The sequence below is a fragment of the Paraclostridium sp. MRS3W1 genome (genome assembly GCF_032465715.1).
GTDB classification, from domain to species: domain Bacteria; phylum Bacillota; class Clostridia; order Peptostreptococcales; family Peptostreptococcaceae; genus Paraclostridium; species Paraclostridium dentum.
The window spans coordinates 25,783-48,819 of record NZ_JAWDJM010000197.1 but is presented as its reverse complement, the minus strand read 5'-3'; the positions used below and the strand labels follow the sequence as shown (position 1 = coordinate 48,819).

The following is a 23,037-nucleotide window of genomic DNA, read 5'->3' as shown; positions in this document are numbered from 1 at the left end:
ATAATAAATTGTATAAATAAAAAACGGAGGGATGTAAAATGCATCTGCAAGATTAAGCCCCTATTAGTTAAAAATTATATAACTAGGGGGCAATTCAATGAAACGAAATTTAAAATTAATGTATTTAATAGCATTCCTACAAGGACTAGTATTTTATGGTCCTGTAAGTTTAATATATAGAACACAAAGAGGCTTATCGATAAGTGAATTTTTCTTTTTAGAATTTATATTACTATTTATAATAGTGCTGACAGAAATTCCATGGGGATATTTTGCAGATAAATATGGATATAAAAAGACACTAACAATATCTTATATAATATTCTTTTTAGCAAGATTTAGCTTATTATTTTGTAATACTTTTATGGGATTTTTATTCCAGACAATATTAACTGCTATTGGGGTGTCAGGAACCTCTGGATGTGATATAGCATTTCTATATAAATCATGCAATTCAGAAGAAAGTGAGAAGGTTTTTGGTAGATATAGAGCCTTTAATAGCCTAGCATTTTTTATTTCATCAATAACATCATTCTTTTTCATAAATATATCCATAGAATCAGCTATAGTTGCAACAGTTGTTGCATGTGGTTTAAGTATTATTACTATTTGTTTTACAAAAGATGTAGAGATAGAGATTTCTAATAATAAAAATGAATCCATAATTAAAGATAGTTTTAAAAATATAAAGAATGTAAAGCTAATGTTTATATTTGTTATATCTACAGCTATAATATCTGAAATATCCTATGGAATAAGTGTAAATTTAGGGCAATTACACTTTGAAAGTATAGGGGTGGATATAAGATTTCTGGGGTATATAACGGCACTTTCAGAACTTCTAGCAATGTTATCTTTTAAAACCCATGTAATTAGCAAAAAATTTGGGCAAGTGAAAACTTTAAAAACAATGGTAAGTATGATGCTTTTATGTGTGTTAATATTAGTATTTACTAAAAACATATTTATAAGTATTATTGCAGTATGCTCTTTAAGTGGATTAATATCAATGATTTCACCAATTGTATTAGATATTAAAAATAAATCTATAAGTAAGAATAGAGCTACTATTTTATCAGTTTACTCAATGATAGGAAGTTTATTCTCTGCTTTTATAAACATTGTTATAGGATTTTGTGCAGATATATATTTGAAATATGCATTTTTAGCGTGTTTTATAATAATGGCTATAGGAGTATTCGGAGTTTATTTATATATGAAGAAAGATAGAATCTATAAGAAAAACGTAGAGGATTTAGGATAGAGATAAAACTGAAAAGATGTAAGTAGGGAACTAGTAGAACTGAATTTTCTACTAGTTTTTTCTTTTTAATAAAAGATTAGATATCTATAATAAAGTTAAGTTTAATTTTTAGACATAAAATGCAAATTAAATTGATAGTAAAATTCAATTTGAAATACGACACATGGGAACCCTAAATACGACATGAGGGAACTTTAAAAAATTATATGTAAGTAAAAAATTTAATATTAAATAAAGTTAAAAAAGCATTAAATGATATAATTAAGTATAGATATTATAAAGTGAATTCATATACAGGATTAAAAAAGAAGAACCTCTTAATGTAAATACGTTTCTTCTTTTCCACGTAAAATATTTAATTTTATGCCTATTAAATATAGTAACTTTAAAGATTTAATAGATATATTTTTAGCTATTTAATAAAGGGGTACAGTATGAAAGAAATAGAATTTTTTAAACTTGGATTATATGAAGGTGAGATAGGAACCGATGCTTTAGCTAGAAAAAAAGAGTTTGGACATATAATGGCACAAACAAGAAAAAGAGCTAAAGGAGATAGATGTTTACATTGCAATGAAAAGAAGTCTAGTTTCTGTAATTCACACTCAGTACCAGCATTTTGTTTAAGAAACATATCAACTAATGGATATTTGTATTATTCAAACACATTAATAAATATACCGTTATTAGATGAGGAGAAAGGTGTTAAAAATGCAGGAACATTTCAAATAATATGTAAAGAGTGTGATAGTACAATTTTTCAAGAGTATGAAAATCCAGATAACTATGAAAATGAGGCAACGCCTAAAATGTTAGCACAGATAGCTATGAAAAACTTTCTAAGGCATATAGGAAATAGAACTAATGATCATGCATTATATGAAATAATAGGTGAGAAAAATCCTTTTGCATTAGACTTCATTCGAAATATGCATAGTATTCAGGATGTTGAAATAGATGAATACAAGCGAAATTATGATAAAGCAAAGAGATTAAGTAAATTAAATTGTAATGGAGAATACTATCAATTTTATCATCAGAAGTTAGACTATGTTGTACCTCTTGCATTTCAAGGAAGTATAGCTCTTGTAACAGATTTGGATGGAGAAATTGTAAATGATATATATTTTAAAGAACGAAAATATAGCATACAAAGCTTACATATCTGTATTTTTCCACTAAAGGATACGAGCATAGTTATGATGTTTATAGATTCAAGCGATGATAGATATGAACATTTTTATAGGAAATTTAATGAATTACCTAATGATGATAAGTTATCGTTAATCAATTATATAATTTTCTTATATTCGGAAGATGTATTTTTATCAAAGGAAATACCTGAAAATATATTAAAAGATAAAAAATTAGTTGAGGTTTCTCAGTTAAGTTCAATTGCATTTTTAAATTTCTCAAATTCAATTGACGATGTAAAAAAAATATACGATTTAAGTAAGTATAGAGAAATACCGAATTTATTAAGTGAAAGATATAAGTTAAGATAAAATAAATTATATTTGTAATACTTATGCTTAACTTAAGGTATTAACTTGAATTGAGCATACTCTTAAAAAGTAAATTAGTTAAATGTTAAAAATAACTATATAAAAACTTAGTTTTTATATAGTTATTTTATTGTTATAATACAGTTAAAATAAAATGAAGTATGTATAGATTTTATTTAGTTATACATATAAAATGTTATAATATAAAAAATTATATTATTTATTCAGGAGGGGAAAATGGAGTTAAAAGAGATAATAGATAGACAGTATAATCAGAAATTGTATTACTGCAATGATGAAAAATTAGTACAAGAACAATTAAAATGCTTAGATTTACTATATGATTTTAATCAAACACGTCCATTAGAACAAGAAAAGCGAAGTGAACTATTAAAAAAAATGTTTGCTGAAATAGGTGAAGATTGCTATATAGAACCTCCACTTAGAGCAAATTGGGGTGGTAAAAATGTTCACTTTGGGAATGGGGTTTATGCTAATTTTAATCTTACTTTAGTTGATGATGGAGACATATTTGTGGGGAATAATGTTATGTTTGCTCCTAATGTAGTTATCGCAAGTGCAACACACCCTATACATCCAGAGTTAAGAAGAAAACAAGCTCAATATAACTTACCTATACATATAGGAAATAATGTTTGGATTGGAGCAGGTGCAGTAGTACTTCCAGGTGTAAAAATTGGAGAGAATACAGTAATAGGTGCAGGTAGCGTAGTCACTAAGGATATTCCTTCAAATGTAGTTGCTATTGGTAATCCTTGTAGAGTTTTAAGAGAAATTAATGAAAATGATATGAATTATTATTACAAAGATATGAAAATAGATATTGAGTAGTTTTATATGGTATGTATTCGTTAAATAGTATATACAATCAAATAATTTTATAGATATTAGATAAGTATGTGTTGACGCAAACGTTGATACATACTTATCTAATAAAACAAAAGATTGACAATATATAAGAGCTAATTTACACTAAAAGGTAACTAGTTACGTATTTGAGGTGATAATAAAATGTTTGAAAAAAAAGCATACATATTTGGAGCAATATTTTTTCTTTCTAATAGAATTCAAAATGAAGGAGACAAAGTTTTTAGTGAAATTACAACTAAGCAATGGTTTTTATTAATTTCAATAATAAGAAGTGGAGTGAAGAGTCCTACTCTTACAGAAGTTTCAAAAATAATTGGATATAGTAGACAAAATGTAAAAAAACTTTCTGTTAGTTTGGAAAAAGCTGGTCTTGTAGAGTTACAAAAAGACGTTAATGATAGCAGAGCTCTAAGAATATCGCTGACAGATAATTGCTATCAATATTTTATAAATAGACAAGAGAAAGAAGACGAATTTATAGAAAGGTTATATCATGGAATAACAGAAGATGAATTAGATAGTATGTTGTTGGTTATGAAAAAGCTAGAAAAAAATATATTAAGTTTGGATTAGGGAGATAAATTAATATGAAAAAGGGGAGAAAAATAGTGATTGGAGTAATTTTTATTTTACTTGTAGTTATTATTGTTTACTTAATGATTCCATATTCTCCGGTAAAAAAAGAATATAGCAGTATTGTCGGAGAACTTTCTGAGGCAAATAAAATGCCTAAGAGTATAATCACTGAGGACGATTTAAAAGTTCTTCCGGAAGTTATACAAAAGTATTTTATTAAAAATGGATATGTAGGAATTGAAAGTGCGAGTATAATTAAATTTGATTTTAAGGATGTAGAATTTTCTATGGGGGTTAATAAGCCTAATATAAAAATTGATTATACAGTATATGATTTTGTAAAAGAGCCTACGAGAGTAGCATTAATTGATTCAAAAATGTTTGGAATACCATTTCAAGGTATAGATATTTGCAAAGATGGAAAGGCAAAAATGAAAGGTACACTTGCAAAGAACATAACACTTTTTAATACTAAGTTTGATATTATTGACTCTTCATATTTATCAGAATGTATGATGCATCCAAGTCTTGCTCTTCAAGAAAATATTACGTATAAACAAATTGATGATTATAGTGTTGAGGCAACAATAAGAAAAAATGGAAGAAAAACTACAGGGATTTTTTACTTCAATGAAAACTATGAAATGACTCACTTTATAGATGAGAAGAGGCTATCTTCAGATACTAACACTTATGAAAAATGGTCTGCTGTTACAAGTGATTATAAGGTAGTTAATGGAGTAAATAGGCCTACTAAATTTCAAGCTGTTTGGAACTTTAGTGAAGGCGATTTAGTTTACTTTGACAGTAAAAATATGAAAATTAGCTATGAGTAGTATAATTATAAAATATAGATATTATGGGAATGTAACCTAGATCCGTATCACAATAATGTGATGCGGTTTTTCTTATTATAAGTATTATAATGTAATATGTGTAAGATTTATTAGAAAGAAATGGTAAATAATATGATGAAGCATTTGGAGGGCGACATGAAAAAAAGTATATTAATGATAACTCCTGAAAATAAGGAGATTAATAGATTTAGAAAAAGGCAAATAAACAACTTTATACAAATAACAATGCCATATTTAGCAGCATTTATTGATGAAAGCAAATATGAAATTACACTAATAGATGAGTACAATCAAAAGATCCCTTTTGAAAAAAATTTTGATTTAGTTGTAATTACGGTTAATACTGCAAATGCACCTCATTGTTATAATATCTCAAAAAAGTTTAGAAATAAAGGGAGTAAGGTTGCTTTTGGAGGGCCTCATGCAACTTTATTACCATATGAGGCACAAGAACATTGTGATGTACTGATTATAGGGGAGGCTGAAGAAAGTTGGCCAGTATTTTTAGAAGAATTTTATAATGGAAACTATAAAAGGGAATATAAGTGTTTAAATACTCCATCGTTAGAAGGAATTCCAATACCAAGAAGAGATTTAATAAAAGGAAGGTGGTTTACTAAAGGTGCAGTTTTTGCAACAAGAGGATGTCCATATAGCTGCTCTTACTGTAATCTAAAACAAATATATAAAGATTCATTTAGAAAAAGGCCTGTAAATGAGGTTATAGATGATATTAAAAATATAAAAAGTAGGTTTTTCGTATTTTGGGATGATAATTTCTTTGGGGATGTTGAATATGTAAAAGAATTATTAAAAGAACTTAGTAAGTTAAATAAAAAGTGGGCAGCACAGGTTACATTAGAAAGATGCAATGATGAGGAGTTATTGAAGTTAGCTAAAAAAGCAGGATGTATTTACTTTTTTGTAGGATTAGAATCTTTTTCAAAAGAAACTTTAAATAGTGTAAACAAAGGATTGAACAACGTAGATAAATATAAAGATTTAATAGACTCTGTTCATAAATATGGAATTTGCATACAAGCAGGAATAATATTTGGTTTTGATACTGATACAACTGAAGTATTTAAAACAACTTTAGATATGTGTAATTTTTTAGGTATTGACGGTGTTACAGTTAGTATATTAACACCACTTCCAAAGACTCCATTATATTATCAATTAAAAGAAGAGGATAGATTATTAACTGAGGATTGGTCATATTACAATGGAAAGACAAAAGTAGCATTTAAACCTAAGAATATGAGCAAAGATGAATTGTTTGAAGGATATATGTGGTTTAGAAGAAACTTTTATTCTTTAAAATCAATATATATTAGATTAAGAAAATCAAAGGCTAATATTTTATACAATTTAATAGTTAACTTAGGGTATAAGATTTCAATAAGAAAAACATTGTAATTAACAAAATTTGCGTAGGAGAATATAAATTATGAGTGAATTGAAAAAATACATAGTCAATAAATATGAAAATTTAAAATTATATCAGCCATTTTGTAGAGTCAACAAAAACGTGTTAGAATTAGATTTAAAAAATAATATTGAAGAATCAATTTGTGAAGATAATAAAGCTTTAGAAAGAGTATATATACGAGCAGTGCGTATATTTAAGGATCTATTTAATGATAATGATGATATATTCTTTATAATAAATAAGTACGATGAATATCAATGGGAGATTATAAAAAATGAAGATGGAGAATATGAACGCAAAGACTTATACTGTGAACCTACATATACACAATCAAATATAAGAATAAATCAATATATATTCAATAAACGTATATTAAAAAACCTTAACTGTATAGTTACAGATTTAGGAGAATCAAATGAGGTAGGAATTAAAAAAGTGCATAATTTTTATACTAGTTGTAAGGTTAAAGATATAAGATACAAGAAATTAATAAGGGAATTAATTGAGGAAGAAGTAGTGAATAGTTTAAAAGGAATGGCTGATTACTATATAGTACACAAGGAAAAAGGATACGTATACCATTTATGTAATGATGAGTGGGTAGACTTAGCATTTAAGAACGAGGGTGATTTTGCGTTTTTTAAAGAGAAGTACAGCAAGTATATGTTGAAACTAGAAAATTAGTTTAGTTTTAATATTTAAATTTGAAATACATAATAACCAATGGTAAATATAATATATAACTTATAAAGAAAAAAATACTAGCAAGCGATAAAATACAGAGAGGTATAATCATATGAAAAAAACACTGTATGAATATGAAGAAGTTATAAAAAGACTTTCGATAAAAGATAAATATGGAAAAGATGAATTACTGACAGATGATTTTCTTATAGAAAGAGAAGGGAATATAGAAATATATTATGCTCCACATAATGAATATTTGAACCCAAAAGCCAAGGTGTTTATTATTGGAATAACACCAGGATTTCAGCAAATGAGCACAGCTATTTCAACTGCTAGAAAAGAATTAGAGTCAGGAACAGATATTGAAGAAATACAATATAAGTGTAAAGTGGCAGGTAGATTTAGTGGAGGACTTAGAAAAAATATAATTAGTATGTTAGATGATATAAAACTCAATGATGCGCTAAACATAAATAGTTGTTCATCATTGTTTGAGGATAAAGATTATTTACTACACACTGTATCACTTATACCTTATCCTGTCTTCGTAAAAAAACAGAATTACTCAGGTCATACACCTAAATTATTAAAAAGTGAGTTCTTAATGAAATATGTTTATGATAATTTTATTAAAGAACTTAAAGATATTGAAAATTTTAAAGATATATTAATAATACCTTTAGGAAAAGCTGTTGAAGAAGTATTACATAAGTTATCTGAAGAAGGAATTATAAATACAAGACAAATTCTTAAAGGATTTCCACATCCATCTGGAGCTAATGTAAATAGGCTAGAGCAACTAGAAGAAAACAAGGAAGATTTGATAAATCAAATTAAGGAGTTTTTATAAAAATTTTAACATGTTATTAAATTATAAGAAACCGTATCACAATAAAGTGAGACGGTTCTTATAATAAAAAAGGTTATTTATTCATTTATGAATCTTTCCTTTTTTAATTTATGAATTTTAATAAAGTATTTTATAATTGTAAAAGCTACAGCAGCCATCAACAATGGGTTTGCTATAAGTGGGAATGAGATATTAAATATATAAGGCCCTTGTGATCCTATTGGTGAATTTAAACAATTATTAAAGATGCAAAAACTAAAAAAGCCTATTATTAAAAGTGTAAAAATAAGGTTTTTATAATGAGATATCTTTGATTGAATATCTGAAAATATCTCAAACTCTTTTCCGTTATTTTCTTTCTCAAAGTAAAACCAACCCCATTGAATAGCTACCGTATTAATATCTAAGCTAGATACAAAATCTAGATAATCTAAATTTTCATCAGAGGTAAAAGGCTTTCTTTTTTCCACTTGATAAATGTAAGCACCTTTTTCACAAGGTTTAAAACGATATGTGAACCCACTCTTACCAGTCAATCTATATCCTTGTTTTGCTAAGCTATTAAGCCATTTAGTTTCTTTTTCAATATCAAAGAACACCTTTGATTTATTCATAAAAAATTACACCCCTTTTACTTAACTACTTGATTAGCAAGTTCTAAAACATCATTCAATCTTTTTAATTCCTTACTAACAATCTCTTTTCCTAATTCTGTAATTAGATAATTTTTCTTCTTCTTTTCTTCACTAACAAGTTGTATCCATTTTTTATCTACAAGTGTATTTATTGCTCCATACAACGTACCTGCGCCTAAGATTAAACGACCATTAGTTTTTTCTTCAACAAATTGCATTATTCCATAACCATGGTTAGGGTTATATAGTGCTAATAAAATATACAATGTTACCTCTGTTAGAGCCCCACCTTTAACATTATCCTTCAAAGTATCACCTCACTTTATTACGGTTAAATATATATCAGTAACCGTAATAAAAGTATATCGTTAAACGTAATATATATCAACTGGATTTTAAATACAAATATCGACATTAATTAAAATTTTGATTTATAATTAGGTAAAGATTAAGTGATATGCTTACTTGTAAAGATTATTTAAGTTAAATGAAAATAAGAACAATAAAATAACTGTATAAAAACTAAGTTTTCATACAGTTATTTTATTGTTTTATAAAGTTTTATAATTAAGAAGTTATATTGAAATTTTAACTAACCATATTTAGAATATGTGGGTTTTTACTCCTAATGAAAATACTAAGTAGTCTAAGTTAATATAGCTAGATTTGAGTATGAATATTAGTTAAATTAACCTTAATTAGTATCTAGAGTTTTGTTCAGCTAATTCTGCATCTGATTTAGTTTGGTGAACTGTACCACTTTCATGTTCAGGAGGTGCATAGATAGCATATAATTTAAGAGGTTTATTTCCTGTGTTAATTACATTATGCCATTTACCACCAGGTATCATGATAGCATAATCTTCATAAATCATTTTTTGAAAATCTAACTTATCTTTACTGTCACCCATCTTAACAAGGCCTTGACCTTCTTCAATACGTATGAATTGATCACCAGTCTCATGAACCTCTAACCCTATATCATCTCCAATATCTATGCTCATTAATGTAACTTGTAAATCAGTTCCAGTCCATAAAGCAGTGCGGAAAGTATTGTTTTGCTCAGTTGCCTCCTCAATATTAATTACAAATGGATTAGGACCATAATCCTTCAATTGAGGAAGTGGTCTTTGAAATCCTTGGTTGTGCATTGGTGGATTTCCCCAAAAATTATAGGGGTTCATATTTTGCATTTGAGGAAAGGCCCAGAAAGGATAGGGGAACATATTAAACATTTGCATATTAGGGAAATAAGGCCATGGATATTGATTTTGGCTATTATACATATAAATCACTCCTTTTATAGATTTAATAACAATATATGAGTTGTGTTTGAGTAAGGTGCTTTTACAAATATTAAGTAATAGGAGTTTAAATTTAAAATTGATATAATAATTGTTTAAATATAGTTCTAATATAAAGCAATAAAGGATAAAAATTTGAATTTAAATAAAAAATCAAAAAAAGTGTCATAAAAAATATGAATGTGGTTTCTATATATATGTAAGACACAAAATACTAGTAGTAAGGTTTTTCTATAGAAAATTGATTTAAAATATTGATATATATATCAGCAACAGTAGGAGGTGGTCACAGTAATTATGACATTTGAGGAAATTTTTAAATCTCAATATACATATGTAGTTAAATACGTTATGAAGATTGTTAAAAGTCAAGAAATTGCGGAATCTATTGCTCAAGATGTATTTATACAACTATATAAAACGAACTGGAAAGAAATTGAAAATATCAAAGCTTGGCTTATTAAAACAGCCATATACAGCTCATATAATCATATTAGATCAGAAAAAAGGCACGAGTTAAGAATAGAAAAAGCAAGTTTAAATTTAGAAACTATAGATGTACAGACATTAGATGATAGATATATTAAGAAAGAAGAAATAGAGAATGTGAGAAATACAATGAATGAGTTACGAGAACAAGATAAGAAAATTTTAATCTTAAGGTACTCAGGCTTTAAATATAAAGAAATAGCTGAAATATTAGGAGTAGAAAAGTCTTCTATTGGAACAATGCTTGTACGTGCTCAAAATAAATTTAAGAAAATACACACAGAAAGAAAAGGGAGGTAAATGTATGAAATGCTATGAAAGTGGAGAATTACAGTCTTATATAGATGGAGAAATGTCTGTAGATATGATGGAAAAAGTTTCAAAGCATTTAGATAAATGTGAAGTTTGCCAACATAAATTTAATGAATTAGTAGAAGTTGATGATTATAAAACTAGCTTAGAAAATCATGGGAACTTACAAAATAAAATAGATGTTGAAGTAGCGTGGGATACATTTAATTCAAAATTAGATAGAAAAAGTAAATCAAACGTAATAAAAGGGAGATTCAATAATATGAATAAAATGAAAAAGATTAGTACAGTAGCAGCGGCGTCATTATTGGTATTTATAGGTGGTTCAGGAGTTGCAATGGCTACATATAACTTATTTTCACAGCATGTACTAGAAGATGATGTTGTGAATAAAGGGTTAGTGCGTGAAGATGGATCTGTAGTAGACTCTACAAAAGAAGGTAAATTTAAACCTTTAGATATTAAAATTAAAGACAAAGATATTATAGTACATCTAACTGGGTTGTATGTTGCTGAAAGTCGTGTATCTGTAAACTATAAAATAGAAACTGCAAATGGAAATTTAGCACCTATCGAATACGATATAGAAGGTCTAGAATTAAAAAGTGATGGTATAGTAGATGGAAAACAGGTAGAGGCCCCTGAGGCATATGTAGGAAAAGAGATTTACGGAGGGAAAGAAGTTGACAAAGTATCACAACTCCAGTTTTTAGAATCTAAAGATGGATTACCTTTTGAATTGAAAAAAGGAAACAAATCTTTAGATATTGGGATAAGACAAGTTGGAGCTGTAAATGAAGGCACTATTACATTCGCAGGATTTAATCCTATAGATTATCCTGTTAACTTGGACATTAATATTAGTAAGATTGGGAAAATATCAGGATCTTGGACTGGTCAAGTAGAAATTAAAGCTGAGTAAAATTAATTAAGCAATATAGCCTTTAATGTAGTAAAACCATAATAATGATTATTGAAAATATAATAAAAAGAACTAGTAATAAGTTTTAAATTTACTAGTTCTTTTTTATTTTTAAAATAGAAAGTAGTTATCTAATGTAAGTAGAAAAATAGTATAGTATGGAGAGTTTAGAATGAATATTTATCCTTAAATTAGAATTTATTTGATTTTTTTTGTATATTCATAAAACATTTTATTAAATTTATTTTGAAAATTTTATCAATTTTTAATATAATATTGTTGAAAAAATAAATAGTAGATACTTATATAAAATTTTGGGGGAGTAAGAATATGAGAACTAAATTATCAATAAGCATATTTTTAGGATTAATCCTAACTATTTTATTACCGATAATAGTATCGGCAGAAGTGTTGAATATAGGAAACTTTGAACATCTATCTATTGATCAAGGTCTTTCAAACGAGCAAGTAACTTCAATTTACCAAGATAGCAAAGGTTATATGTGGATAGGGACCATAGATGGATTAAATAGATTTGATGGAGAAAGATTTAAAGTATATAATTGTGATCTTGATAATGAAGATAAATTAAGTTCAAATTATATAAATGTTATACAAGAAGATTCGAAAGGTAATTTATGGATAGGAACAGATTGTGGGTTAGATTTCTTAGTTAAAGATACAAATACTATTGTAAGAATGAAGGATTTAGAGAAAGGTAAATTTAATTTAGGGAACTTAAAAATAACTTCTTTGCTAAGCGATAATAACATTATGTGGGTTGGAACTGAAAATGGTCTTATTAAGATAGATATTGAAAAATCAACTATTGATGCTTTATATCATGATAAAAGTATTGAAAATTCACTGACTAACTCATATATAAAATGCATAGAAGAAGATGAAAATAATAATTTATGGGTTGGGACAACATCTGGAATTAATATAGTGAATAAAACAAATTTAAGTGTAATATATAGTGAAAATGAAATAAAGAATAATAAACCGTTTATCTATGATATAGAGTTTGATTCATCAGGTAAAATGTGGATTTCAACAAAAGATGGTATTTTTATTTCAGATATAATAAAAGGAAAAAAAGGTATATCAGGAATTAAAAATTATGAGAATCTAAAAGAAAACAAAATTAAGGATTTTTATGCTGATATAGGTATGAGTGAAAATATATATAATAACAAATCGCTTTTAATTGATAGTAAAGATAATATGTGGATATCAAGTAGTAATGGAATAATGAAATATTCACTTAAAGATGAAACTATTGATATGTTTAAAAAAGATACTAGGCAAAATAATTCTATTACTAGTAACTTTGTATCGTGTTTTTATGAAGACAGGAACGGAACTATATGGGTAGGAACTGATAAAGGGGTAAATATATTAAATAGAGGAAATAGATTTTATACTAATTATGAATATGCTAAAAAAACAGATTTTTTATATGACAAAAATATAGTATCTATACTCATGAACAATAAATACATTTGGGTAGCTACTAAGTATGATGGAATATATATATATAATATAGAAACTAGATCTTTAGAAAAAAACATAAACCTAGAGGATTTTGACAAAGACTTAAGAGGTCAATACATAAAGAATTTATTCAAAATTACAGATAATAATATAGATGTTGTAACTAACAAAGTTATAGTATCTATTAATACAAAAGATTTAACATATAAAACTCATTTAATTGAAGGTGGATATTCATCAGAAGCAAACTATATGTATAGTGATGATGATAGAATAATTTGGATTGCGAGCACAACTAATCTTATTTCCTTTAATACTAAAACTGGAGAAAAGAAATATCACAATGAAAATTTAACTAGATTTGAGATTAATCCTGGAGGAATAAAATATATATTACAAGATAATGAAGATAATAATACTTTATGGTTGGGTGGAACTGGAATTGGATTAGTTAAATATGACAAAGAAAAAGGGGTAATGGCACAATACAATTCTAATTCTAATGATAAAAACTCACTAATAAGTAATAATATAAATTGTATGAGCTTTGATAATTCAGGAAATTTATGGATAGGAACTAATATAGGCCTAAGTAAATTCAATATAAAAACAAATAGATTTAACTCGTACACTACATCAGACGGTCTTACAAATAATTTTATTAATTCTATTTTAGTCGATAACAATAATAATATTTGGATAAGCACTAACAGGGGATTAAATAAATTAGATATAAAAAGTGAGAATATAATAAATTTCACAAAAATGGATGGAATATTAGGATATCAATTTAATTTAAACTCTAGTTTGAAAACTATAAAGGGAAACCTTATGTTTGGAAGTACAAATGGATTTATATATTTCAATCCAAATGAAATACAGAATCCTATTTCAAATAAAAATAAAGTTGTTATTGGAGACATATTTGTAGGAAAAAATAAATTAAATTATGACGGAAATGAATTAGTACTAGAATATAAAGAAAATGATTTATTTATAGAGTATTTCTTGCCTAATTATGAAAACTTGAGTCAAACAACCTATGAGTATATGATTGAAGGTTTGGACACGCAGTGGACGTATCTAGATAATAAAAACTTTTTAGATATTAAATCATTAAATCCAGGTAAATATACGTTAAAGTTAAGAGCTAGAGACGGGCATGGTAAGTTGACAAAAGAAACAAAGATGAGTATAAAAGTTAAAAATCCTATATGGAAAACTCCTTTAGCTTATCTAATATATATAGTCATTATTGTATCAATAATTGTATATATTTTTAACTATGTTAAGATACTACATAATTTAGTAAACCAAAAAACTAAGAGTTTAAATAAACAATTAAAAGAGAATAAAAAATTAAGTGAAGAAATAATACAAAATGAAAAATTTAAAAATAATTATTTTGTAAATTTATCACATGAGCTTAGAACCCCGATAAATGTTATATCATCGACAGTACAACTTATAAATAACGTTAATAAGAATTTAACATATGAAAAGTCTGAAAAATACATGAATATCATAAGTAAAAGCTGTGATAATTTGTTAAAGATAATAAATGATATTATAGATAGTTCTAAAATAGAAACAGGGCAGTATAAAATATATAAAAAAAATAATGACATTGTATATATTGTTGAAGAAGCCGCACTTAATATGAGCAAATTTATTGAAGGAAAAGGAGGGCTATCTCTAGTAATTGATCCAGAGATAGAAGAAAAGGTTATTTCATGCGATGCTACAGAAATTGAAAGATGTATAATAAACTTATTGGCAAACGCAGTAAAATTTACTCCAGAAGGTGGAAAAATTACAGTATATATAAAAGAAGTTGAACAATATATTGAGATTACCGTAGAAGATAATGGAATAGGAATTTCAAAAGAAGATCAGGATTTCATATTTAAAAGATTCTCTCAGGTAGAAGGCAATGGTGCTACTAAAGCAAGTAGCAGCGGAATAGGACTTACACTTGTTAAATATATTGCAGATCTTCACGGTGGATATGTGAGACTTGAAAGCGAAATAAGTAAAGGAAGTAAGTTTACAATAGGATTACCAGATAAATTAGAAGATAACGTGTTTAATGAAAATTTAAATTAAGATAAAAAATAGCTCTAAGTATTAAATTCAATTACCTGGAGCTATTTTTGCAATAACAAAGATTTATTTATTTTTACATTAGAGAGAATAACATAACTGTACCTAATCCAAATGTTGTGAAGTCAAACACAACATGGACAATCCATGGAACAATAATACTATTTGACTTTAATGCTGCTAAGTTAAAAAATATTCTAGCTAAGCCTTGAACAAAAAGAATATGAATAAGTGTATTCATTACATTACCATTAAAGTAAGTAGAGTAGTGCAACAATCCAAAGAATATAGAACTTAATACAATTCCAATTGTGTTAGCTAACTTTAAGTTATCAGTTTTTTTGTAAGTGAAATTTGAAACAACTAAGAGAACAAATATACTTATTACTTCTTCAAATAATAATACAAAAGGTAAAGATATAAGTGTTTGAACAATATGTTCAGATCCTGGATTACTGTGTAAATTAAGTTTAAAAACTACAGTTAGTAAAATTCCAGAGATAAAGCTAGCTATTAAAGACACTATATACCATACCACTATATTCTTTATAGGCTTTATAGGTTTTGAGAATACATCACTTAACCCACTCTTTCCAAAAGCAATAACTAAACTAACAATAGATAATAAAGGAACTGATACAATTTTAAACATATATAGCCCCATAGTATCTGATTTAATTATATCAATTTTAAATGTAACTAATAATAATAGCATTGATGCTATAACTGGAAAAAGCTTAAGTTGATATTTTGTAATAATTTGATTCATAATGTACACCTCTTTTTTTATTTGTTTAATAAAACAATATTTTAGTTAAGAGAGTTAAAAGTTAATACAGTCAATACATTCTTATTTTTTTAATAATTAAAAAAGCAAAAAATAAACTGTATTGGATTTAACAGGTTAAATTATTCTATATTTGTGTATCTAGTAAGTTTATTTTAAGCTTTAAATCTTTCTAAAACCTTTCTAAAGTATTTCCTAATTATTATCTTTTTATGATATAAAAAAATCGCATCATTTAATGTGATGCGACCTCTATTTCTTCAACTCTATCGACATATAAATTATAAGAAAGTCCTATAATAACTAATATACCTCCAACAACTTGCCAAATAGATATTTTTCCTGACAGGATGAAATCTAAAATTATTCCAGTGAATAGTTGCCCCACAAATAACAATAAAGTTAAATAAAATGATGAAACTTTAGATGATAAAAACACTTGTAAAGATACTACAGCCACACCAACAAGACCTCCAGTATAAGCAAGCCAATTAGCATCGTAAGAAGTAGATGCAAACAATTTAGAAGCCTCACCGCTTATAAATAAGATCAATATTGAACCAGCGAGACCAAATATATAATTAAATAGTGTGCTTTGGTAAACTCCTAATTTTTCAGATAAAACAAAGTTTACCGATCTTGAAATCACATTTGAAATTCCAGATAATATAGCTATTAGTGCATAAAACATAAATAATACCTCCTTATTACAATGTCATAATAAAAATACCTAAGATTATTATTCCTAATCCTATTATTTTTTTCTTTTCAAATTTAGTGACTTCTAAGTCAAAGTATCCAAAGTGATCGATAACAATTGATGTGACTAGTTGGCCTAATAAAGCTAATGAAACAGTAAGAGATACACCAAGATTTGTAAAACTAATATTAGTAAACAGTACAGTCAATATACCTATAAGTCCTCCTGAGAACATGTAAAAAGGTATTCCCTTAAGGGTTTTTATCTTAGACTTAGTCACAACAAGTAATAGTATAATTCCAATAAGACCTACAAAGTGTATGATGACGCTAGAAATATAGTTTCCAGTTGCATTTCCAAGATCCCCATTTAGAACAACCATTATAGATAAAACTACACCTGTTAAAATTGAAATTAAATAATTCATATATTTTACCTCCATGCTAGATTAATAAATAATATAACATAGAAAGAAAGTATTAATAATGACATATGTCATATATAGAGATATAATCTTTATGTATGTTTATGAAAGGGGAGTTTATTATGAAAAAAATAGATGACAGATTTATTATAAAAACGTTTTATAATAAGTTTAAAATAGATGAATTATTTGAAAAAGATATGAGTGATGACATAAAACTTCTTAGGTTTGAAAAAAACGAGTATTTATGTAGAGAAGGGGAGGAGCTAGAATATTTTCTTTTTTTAGTTGAAGGAAAAGCTAAAGTATTTAAAACATTGCCAAATGGGAAGTCTTCCCTTCTTAGTTTTTATAATTCACTTGGAGTTATAGGAGACTTAGAATTTATAAATGAAGAAGTAGCATCAGGAACATTGCAAGCACTAAGTACATGTAATTGTCTAGCTATACCTATGGATATAGCTAGAGTTAAGCTTATAAATGATTGTAAGTTTTTAAGATTTTCTTGTTTGCGTTTAGCAGAAAAATTAGCTGACATAAGTACGAGTAGCTCCATAAACTTGCTGTATCCACTTGAAAATAGATTAGCAAGCTACATAAATGAGTTAATGATAGAACCTAATTCTGAAATAGAATATGTAGATTTTGATGAAAGTTTATCAGGGGTAGCAGAAAATCTAGGAAGTAGTTATAGGCATTTATTAAGAACTCTAAACCTATTGATTGAAAAGAATATTTTAGATAAAGATAAATTAGGATATAAGGTTATAGATAAAAACAAATTAGCAGATTTAGCTGGAGATTTGTATAAGGCTGTATATATTGAGTAGTATTAAAATTGAGCAGTATTAAAATTGAGCAATATACAGATATAAAGTATTTAATTTAGTTAAATTAATATAAAAACAGAAAAATAACTATGTTTTAATATAGTTATTTTTTTGTTTTTATATTAATTAGAATTGTAGGTATATATATAAAATAATACCATTTTATGGAAGTTATTGGGTATATATGATATTCTTAATAAAGCAGTGGATACTTATTTACAGGGAGGTAAAATTATGGATAGCATTTATGCAGTCGGAGGAAGTATAAGTTTTTTAGGAGTAATTATTTTATTAACTGGATTTAGAAAAAATTTTGGGTCTTTAAACTCTATACAAAAAGCAGGAATTAGTTTAGCTACAATAGGAGCTTTTATTCCTTTTATTGATGGATTTATTAAAGGCTTTATAAGCTGTTAATAAAATTATTAATCTTAAAAACTAGTTATTGAATAAATTAATATACATTTTACAAAAATAATGATTGACATTTTAAAATAAAAGGCATACTATAATGTAAAATAATATTAAAACTTCAGTGAAGGGAAGAGTAAATATTTACTAAGTATCCAAAGCGAGTGGAGGTCGGTGAAAGCTCCATGAGAAAAGGAATATTGAAAGACATCCCAGAGAAACTTATCTGAAATAAAGTAGGATGAGTCGGGTTACACCGTTATATGTAATAGAGATGACTTAGAGTTATTTAACTTTAGTCAAGTAGAATGGCACCGTGAATATAGCTTTCACTTCTATCATAGAAGTGAAAGCTTTTTTTATTATTATAGAATAGGGCCCATTCTATGGAACTATTTTGCTTGATAAAGTTATAATATAAGTCAAAAAGGGTGGTACCGCGAATCTTCGCCCCTTGGGATCAATATCTCAAGGGGTTTTTTTAATACTTTTAAATTACAAGGAGGATTAATAACATGAAAAGAATTTTGATAAATAAATTAAATAATTATATAGAAAATGAAGTTAAAATTGAAGGATGGATACATCGTATAAGAGCTTTAAAATCAATAACATTTGTAATATTAAGAGATAGAACTGGATTAGTTCAATGTGTTATTGATAATAAATTGATTAATTCAGAAGATATAAAATTAGAATCAGTTGTATCGATAACTGGTAGGGTAAAAGAGAGTAATAATAAACTAAATAATTTTGAAATTGAAGTTAGGAAATTTGAAGTAATTAGCAAATGTAAAGATGAATTACCAATTGAAATAAATAAAGAAGATTTAAATATAAATCTAGTTACTATGCTAAATAACAGGATTTTAAGTTTAAGACATGAAAAAATTAATGCTATTTTTAAAGTACAAAATGTAATTGTTAATGGGTTTAGAGAATACTTGATTGGTGAAGGTTTTACTGAAATATTCACACCAAAACTTGTTTCAGAAGGGGTAGAAGGTGGAACTGAAGTTTTTGAAGTTAAGTACTTTGAGAACAAAGCATATCTAGCTCAAAGCCCACAATTTTATAAACAGATGATGGTTGCAGCTGGATTTGAAAAAGTATTTGAAATTGGGCATGTTTATAGAGCTGAACAACATGATACAAACAGACATTTAAATGAATATGTAAGTATGGACTTAGAGTTTGGATTTATTGAAAATGAAGAAGATATTATGAAGTTAGAAGAAGAGTTATTAAAATTTATAATAAATAAATTAAAAAAAGAAACTCAAAAGTATTTAAATTTACTAAACGTAGAACTTCCAAATATAAATGGAAGTATTCCAAGGATAAAATTTAGTAAGGCTATAGAAATTTTAAAAGAAGAATATAATAAAATAAATTTAGAAAATGATTTAGATCCAGAGGCAGAAAAATTGCTATGTGAATATGCTAAAGAAAAGTTAGGAAGTGATTTTATATTTGTAACTCACTATCCAACGGTAAAAAGATCAATGTATACTATGCCATGTGGAGAGAATGAAACACATAGCTTTGACTTACTATTTAGAGGAATTGAGATTACGACAGGAGGTCAAAGAATCCATGATTATGATATGTTAATAAATAATATAAAATATAAAGGTTTAAATCCTGAAAACTATCTAAGTTATACTGAGGTATTTAAATATGGTGTACCTAAGCATGGTGGATTAGCAATAGGGTTAGAACGAATCGTTAGTAAAATATTAGGACTTGAAAATGTAAGAGAAGCAACGCTTATAACAAGAGACAGACATAGGCTGATACCATAAATTAAGTTTATAAAGGCGTTATCTATAAATAAGATAACGCCTTTCATTAAATATTTTATATTAAATACGACATGAGGGAACTCTTCTATATTATTTAATTTGATACTAGGTACTTCTTATTTTTAATAATAAATTTAATAAAGATTACTAGACCTATTAAAGTAACTAATCCACCAGATATTAAATAAAATGCAATTTCCAAGTTAGTAATATTAGTTACCTTTATATTTAACGTACCAGCAAAATAACTTATAACTATAAAAATACCTGCAAATAAGTTATTTAGTGAATGTACTGAGATGGATACTACTAAATTATTATATTTTTTATATAGTACACAGCAAGCGATACCAAAGGCTATAGCGCCTAACATCCCTAAAGTTTCGTGGCCAAGTCCAAATATTAAAGAAGATACAATTGATGAAAAAATAAAACTAAATCTCATGTTGAGTCTTTTAAAAAGAACTCTTCTAAAAACTATTTCTTCTAAAATTGGAGCTAATATTACTAATACAATAAGAAGAAGTATCAAGTCCATAAAATTAGTTGGATTTCCCCAAGAATCATTTAAAAGTTCTAAAGCTTTGTTTTGATTAGCAATTGCTAAAATTCCAATACTTAAATTAGCTAGACCAAAAGATAAAAATATCTGGGTACATACAACTTTTAATATTTCTTTTTTATTAGAGGCTTTTTTGAAGTTATAAAATCGTTCTTTTACTAAGTTTGAATTTACCTTTCCTGATATTAATGTTATGACTAGAATTGATAAAAACGTAATAAAATTAAACTGTATATTACTTAATGCCATGCCAAAACTTGATAATGAATATAGTATTTCTCCTAAAGAGACTAAAAAGGTTGTTCCAAACCATATTAGAGCCATCTTCCAAATCTTAATTTCTTTCATTACTTCCCCCTTAAAACTTTTACTATTTGATAATACTTAATTACAAAAACTGGATATATTTAATTATACTATTATTTAGTATGTAAGGAAGAATTTAAAAATAACTAAGGAAATTTTATATAAATACGACATGAGGGAACTTTTTAAAATTTGAAATATTATCTTTTTTACTAAATATTTGGTAAAATATAACATCGAGGGAGGTTTAAAATGAAAAAGATAATTAATAATTTATTTATTGCGGGGTTTGTATTTTATGTTTTAGTTGTAGTAGGTGAGATTTTATTTAAATATTCAACGCCATTACAGTTGTTTGGAAATAGGGAATATTTTAGGTCAGTTAATCTAATTCCATTTAATGATATAATTAATGGTAATTTTAATAAACTAGATATTATAGGAAATGTGATATTATTTATTCCACTAGGTATTTATTTAAATATAATTAATCCAGCATCTAAAATATCTAATAATATTTGCATCATAATCGGGACAAGTTTAGCATTTGAATGTATTCAGTATATACTAGGGTTAGGGGCTAAGGATACAACTGATATAATTACAAATACTGTTGGAGGCCTTATTGGAATAGGGATTTATATAGTAATTGAAAAGTTATTTAAAAATAAAGTTAAAGTGAAAAACTTCGTAACGATCTGCAGTACGGTTGTTATGGTTTTTGTTGGGATTTTAATAACTGGAATAGTAATGTATAATTAGAATTTTTATATACAAATTAAAAAATCTAATTATTAAAATATATATTTTGAGTAGCAAAAAGAGCAATTTAAATATTGCTCTTTTTACTTATAAACTTATATAATTAAAAAACTATATTTTTAATACAGGAACATAAATATCCATAACTGTATCTTTTCTGAAGTGGCATCTTTCATCATAAAACTCAAAATCTATCTTATCCTCATCAAATACATAATCACTTTTACTAAACCAATCTTCAAATATATATTTCCAAGTAGCTTTTATTGTTTTTGCAAAATCATTTTGAGATGAATCGTTGCTTGTATTTACTGGTGGAGTTGTAAAAACGGCATATGTTGCTTCTGGAATTTCTATGGTAATCATATCTTCTGAAACAGATTCAAAGTCATTAACTATTACACCCATAAGGTATATAGCATCTCCATTTTTATCATTAGATGGGATGAACACACCAACTTCACCATGTTTGTTTGGGTTTAGAATTTCATACATTTTACTTTCTAAATTTTCTCCACTATAATTACTCCAAAATGAAGCAATATCTTTAGTAAAATTGCCATTTGAAATGTTTGTTTGGATACCATAACCTGCAACTTTAAATGCAGGTTTACTTACAATAACAGGATTCATAATATAACCTCCAATTTTATATACTGATTCTTTGTTGAAATAATAGTCCTCCATACGTTTTATATACTGTGTAGGAGTAAATCCATATTCTTTTTTGAATGCTTTTGAAAATCCATTATGTGTATCAAATCCATATTCCAAAGCTACATCTATAATTCTATTTCCATCAAATAACTTTGTAGCTGCCAATGATAATCTTCTTTTTTTAACATAGTCCATCAAAGTCATACCTTGGCAAATATTAAATATTCTACAAAAATGAAAAGTTGAATATCCACATTTATTTGCAATTAAATCTGGTGTTAGTTCGCTATTTATATTTTCTTCTATGAATTCAATACACTGTGATATAACATCACTATAGTTCATGCTAGCACCTACCTTCATCACGTGATAATTTAAGTATAGTAACTAAAATAAGGGGATGTTGTTCCTAAATTGCTATGTTCTAAACTTTTTAATTTTATTATACAGCGTAAAGTAAGTATATAAC

Annotated in this window: 23 protein-coding genes and 1 other annotated feature; of the genes, 15 read left to right on the top strand and 8 right to left on the bottom strand. The window is 26.5% G+C overall.

Annotated features, from left to right (window positions below; all coding sequences use genetic code 11):
* Window positions 1-97: 97 nt before the first annotated feature.
* The 8 genes from RWY47_RS17995 to RWY47_RS17960 all read left to right on the top strand — a co-directional run bounded on the left by RWY47_RS17995 (window position 98) and on the right by RWY47_RS17960 (window position 8,062).
* Entirely contained in the window at window positions 98-1,264 is a 1,167-nt protein-coding gene (locus RWY47_RS17995) for an MFS transporter (RefSeq protein ID WP_168932523.1), read from the top strand.
* Window positions 1,265-1,698: 434 nt separating this feature from the next.
* Window positions 1,699-2,769: a hypothetical protein gene (locus tag RWY47_RS17990; RefSeq protein ID WP_150842047.1), complete on the top strand. Its 1,071-nt coding sequence runs from the start codon at window positions 1,699-1,701 to the stop codon at window positions 2,767-2,769.
* A gap of 237 nt (window positions 2,770-3,006) precedes the next feature.
* Window positions 3,007-3,621 carry a sugar O-acetyltransferase gene (locus tag RWY47_RS17985; RefSeq protein WP_224170751.1) on the top strand — a complete coding sequence of 205 codons (615 nt, stop codon included), beginning with the start codon at window positions 3,007-3,009 and terminating at the stop codon, window positions 3,619-3,621.
* A 180-nt stretch (window positions 3,622-3,801) separates the two neighbouring features.
* Window positions 3,802-4,233, top strand: a complete 432-nt coding sequence (locus tag RWY47_RS17980) for a MarR family winged helix-turn-helix transcriptional regulator (protein WP_142731009.1) — start codon at window positions 3,802-3,804, stop codon at window positions 4,231-4,233.
* A 14-nt stretch (window positions 4,234-4,247) separates the two neighbouring features.
* Complete coding sequence (locus RWY47_RS17975; RefSeq protein WP_142731010.1) at window positions 4,248-5,072, top strand: DUF6544 family protein; 825 nt, start codon at window positions 4,248-4,250, stop codon at window positions 5,070-5,072.
* Between the two features lie 156 nt (window positions 5,073-5,228).
* Entirely contained in the window at window positions 5,229-6,512 is a 1,284-nt protein-coding gene (locus RWY47_RS17970) for a B12-binding domain-containing radical SAM protein (protein WP_142731011.1), read from the top strand.
* Between the two features lie 31 nt (window positions 6,513-6,543).
* Window positions 6,544-7,209, top strand: a complete 666-nt coding sequence (locus RWY47_RS17965) for a DUF3885 domain-containing protein (RefSeq protein ID WP_142731012.1) — start codon at window positions 6,544-6,546, stop codon at window positions 7,207-7,209.
* Window positions 7,210-7,321: 112 nt separating this feature from the next.
* Window positions 7,322-8,062: a hypothetical protein gene (locus tag RWY47_RS17960; protein WP_150842050.1), complete on the top strand. Its 741-nt coding sequence runs from the start codon at window positions 7,322-7,324 to the stop codon at window positions 8,060-8,062.
* A gap of 77 nt (window positions 8,063-8,139) precedes the next feature.
* Here RWY47_RS17960 and RWY47_RS17955 read toward each other — a convergent pair whose 3' ends face one another.
* The 3 genes from RWY47_RS17955 to RWY47_RS17945 all read right to left on the bottom strand — a co-directional run bounded on the left by RWY47_RS17955 (window position 8,140) and on the right by RWY47_RS17945 (window position 9,983).
* Window positions 8,140-8,676: a DUF2812 domain-containing protein gene (locus tag RWY47_RS17955; protein ID WP_142731014.1), complete on the bottom strand. Its 537-nt coding sequence runs from the start codon at window positions 8,674-8,676 to the stop codon at window positions 8,140-8,142.
* A gap of 17 nt (window positions 8,677-8,693) precedes the next feature.
* Window positions 8,694-9,005 (bottom strand): PadR family transcriptional regulator, encoded by a 312-nt coding sequence (locus RWY47_RS17950; RefSeq protein WP_142731015.1) that lies wholly within the window; start codon window positions 9,003-9,005, stop codon window positions 8,694-8,696.
* Between the two features lie 390 nt (window positions 9,006-9,395).
* Window positions 9,396-9,983, bottom strand: a complete 588-nt coding sequence (locus RWY47_RS17945) for a cupin domain-containing protein (RefSeq protein WP_150842053.1) — start codon at window positions 9,981-9,983, stop codon at window positions 9,396-9,398.
* Between the two features lie 315 nt (window positions 9,984-10,298).
* Between RWY47_RS17945 and RWY47_RS17940 the strand changes: the two genes are divergently transcribed.
* The 3 genes from RWY47_RS17940 to RWY47_RS17930 all read left to right on the top strand — a co-directional run bounded on the left by RWY47_RS17940 (window position 10,299) and on the right by RWY47_RS17930 (window position 15,327).
* Window positions 10,299-10,790 carry an RNA polymerase sigma factor SigX gene (locus tag RWY47_RS17940; RefSeq protein WP_021428781.1) on the top strand — a complete coding sequence of 164 codons (492 nt, stop codon included), beginning with the start codon at window positions 10,299-10,301 and terminating at the stop codon, window positions 10,788-10,790.
* Between the two features lie 4 nt (window positions 10,791-10,794).
* Window positions 10,795-11,724 carry an anti-sigma factor family protein gene (locus RWY47_RS17935; protein ID WP_142731017.1) on the top strand — a complete coding sequence of 310 codons (930 nt, stop codon included), beginning with the start codon at window positions 10,795-10,797 and terminating at the stop codon, window positions 11,722-11,724.
* A gap of 330 nt (window positions 11,725-12,054) precedes the next feature.
* Complete coding sequence (locus RWY47_RS17930; RefSeq protein WP_316030384.1) at window positions 12,055-15,327, top strand: ligand-binding sensor domain-containing protein; 3,273 nt, start codon at window positions 12,055-12,057, stop codon at window positions 15,325-15,327.
* A gap of 73 nt (window positions 15,328-15,400) precedes the next feature.
* Here the strand turns inward: RWY47_RS17930 and RWY47_RS17925 are convergent, their stop codons facing one another.
* The 3 genes from RWY47_RS17925 to RWY47_RS17915 all read right to left on the bottom strand — a co-directional run bounded on the left by RWY47_RS17925 (window position 15,401) and on the right by RWY47_RS17915 (window position 17,238).
* Entirely contained in the window at window positions 15,401-16,093 is a 693-nt protein-coding gene (locus tag RWY47_RS17925; RefSeq protein ID WP_224170748.1) for a CPBP family glutamic-type intramembrane protease, read from the bottom strand.
* A gap of 253 nt (window positions 16,094-16,346) precedes the next feature.
* The gene (locus tag RWY47_RS17920) at window positions 16,347-16,802 is read right to left on the bottom strand and encodes a DMT family transporter (RefSeq protein WP_142731020.1); all 456 of its coding nucleotides are present in this window, start codon (window positions 16,800-16,802) and stop codon (window positions 16,347-16,349) included.
* A gap of 16 nt (window positions 16,803-16,818) precedes the next feature.
* Window positions 16,819-17,238 (bottom strand): DMT family transporter, encoded by a 420-nt coding sequence (locus tag RWY47_RS17915; RefSeq protein WP_142731021.1) that lies wholly within the window; start codon window positions 17,236-17,238, stop codon window positions 16,819-16,821.
* Window positions 17,239-17,357: 119 nt separating this feature from the next.
* On the opposite strand from RWY47_RS17915, the gene RWY47_RS17910 reads away from it, so the two are divergent.
* From RWY47_RS17910 to aspS, 3 genes are all read left to right on the top strand, one after another.
* A complete protein-coding gene (locus RWY47_RS17910; protein ID WP_142731022.1) occupies window positions 17,358-18,065 on the top strand; it encodes a cyclic nucleotide-binding domain-containing protein in 708 nt (235 codons plus the stop codon).
* Between the two features lie 234 nt (window positions 18,066-18,299).
* Window positions 18,300-18,482 (top strand): hypothetical protein, encoded by a 183-nt coding sequence (locus tag RWY47_RS17905; protein WP_021428861.1) that lies wholly within the window; start codon window positions 18,300-18,302, stop codon window positions 18,480-18,482.
* Window positions 18,483-18,591: 109 nt separating this feature from the next.
* Window positions 18,592-18,816: a binding site (T-box leader), on the top strand.
* Window positions 18,817-18,991: 175 nt separating this feature from the next.
* Window positions 18,992-20,281 (top strand): aspartate--tRNA(Asn) ligase, encoded by a 1,290-nt coding sequence (gene aspS / locus RWY47_RS17900; protein WP_224170747.1) that lies wholly within the window; start codon window positions 18,992-18,994, stop codon window positions 20,279-20,281.
* Between the two features lie 94 nt (window positions 20,282-20,375).
* Here the strand turns inward: aspS and RWY47_RS17895 are convergent, their stop codons facing one another.
* Entirely contained in the window at window positions 20,376-21,191 is an 816-nt protein-coding gene (locus RWY47_RS17895; RefSeq protein ID WP_224170746.1) for a CPBP family intramembrane glutamic endopeptidase, read from the bottom strand.
* Between the two features lie 210 nt (window positions 21,192-21,401).
* Here RWY47_RS17895 and RWY47_RS17890 point away from each other — a divergent pair, with 210 nt between their 5' ends.
* On the top strand, window positions 21,402-21,911 hold the full coding sequence (locus RWY47_RS17890) for a VanZ family protein (protein WP_224170745.1): 510 nt from the start codon (window positions 21,402-21,404) through the stop codon (window positions 21,909-21,911).
* A 111-nt stretch (window positions 21,912-22,022) separates the two neighbouring features.
* On the opposite strand, the gene RWY47_RS17885 is transcribed toward RWY47_RS17890, so the two are convergent.
* Entirely contained in the window at window positions 22,023-22,913 is an 891-nt protein-coding gene (locus tag RWY47_RS17885; RefSeq protein ID WP_150842060.1) for an AraC family transcriptional regulator, read from the bottom strand.
* Window positions 22,914-23,037 lie beyond the last annotated feature (124 nt).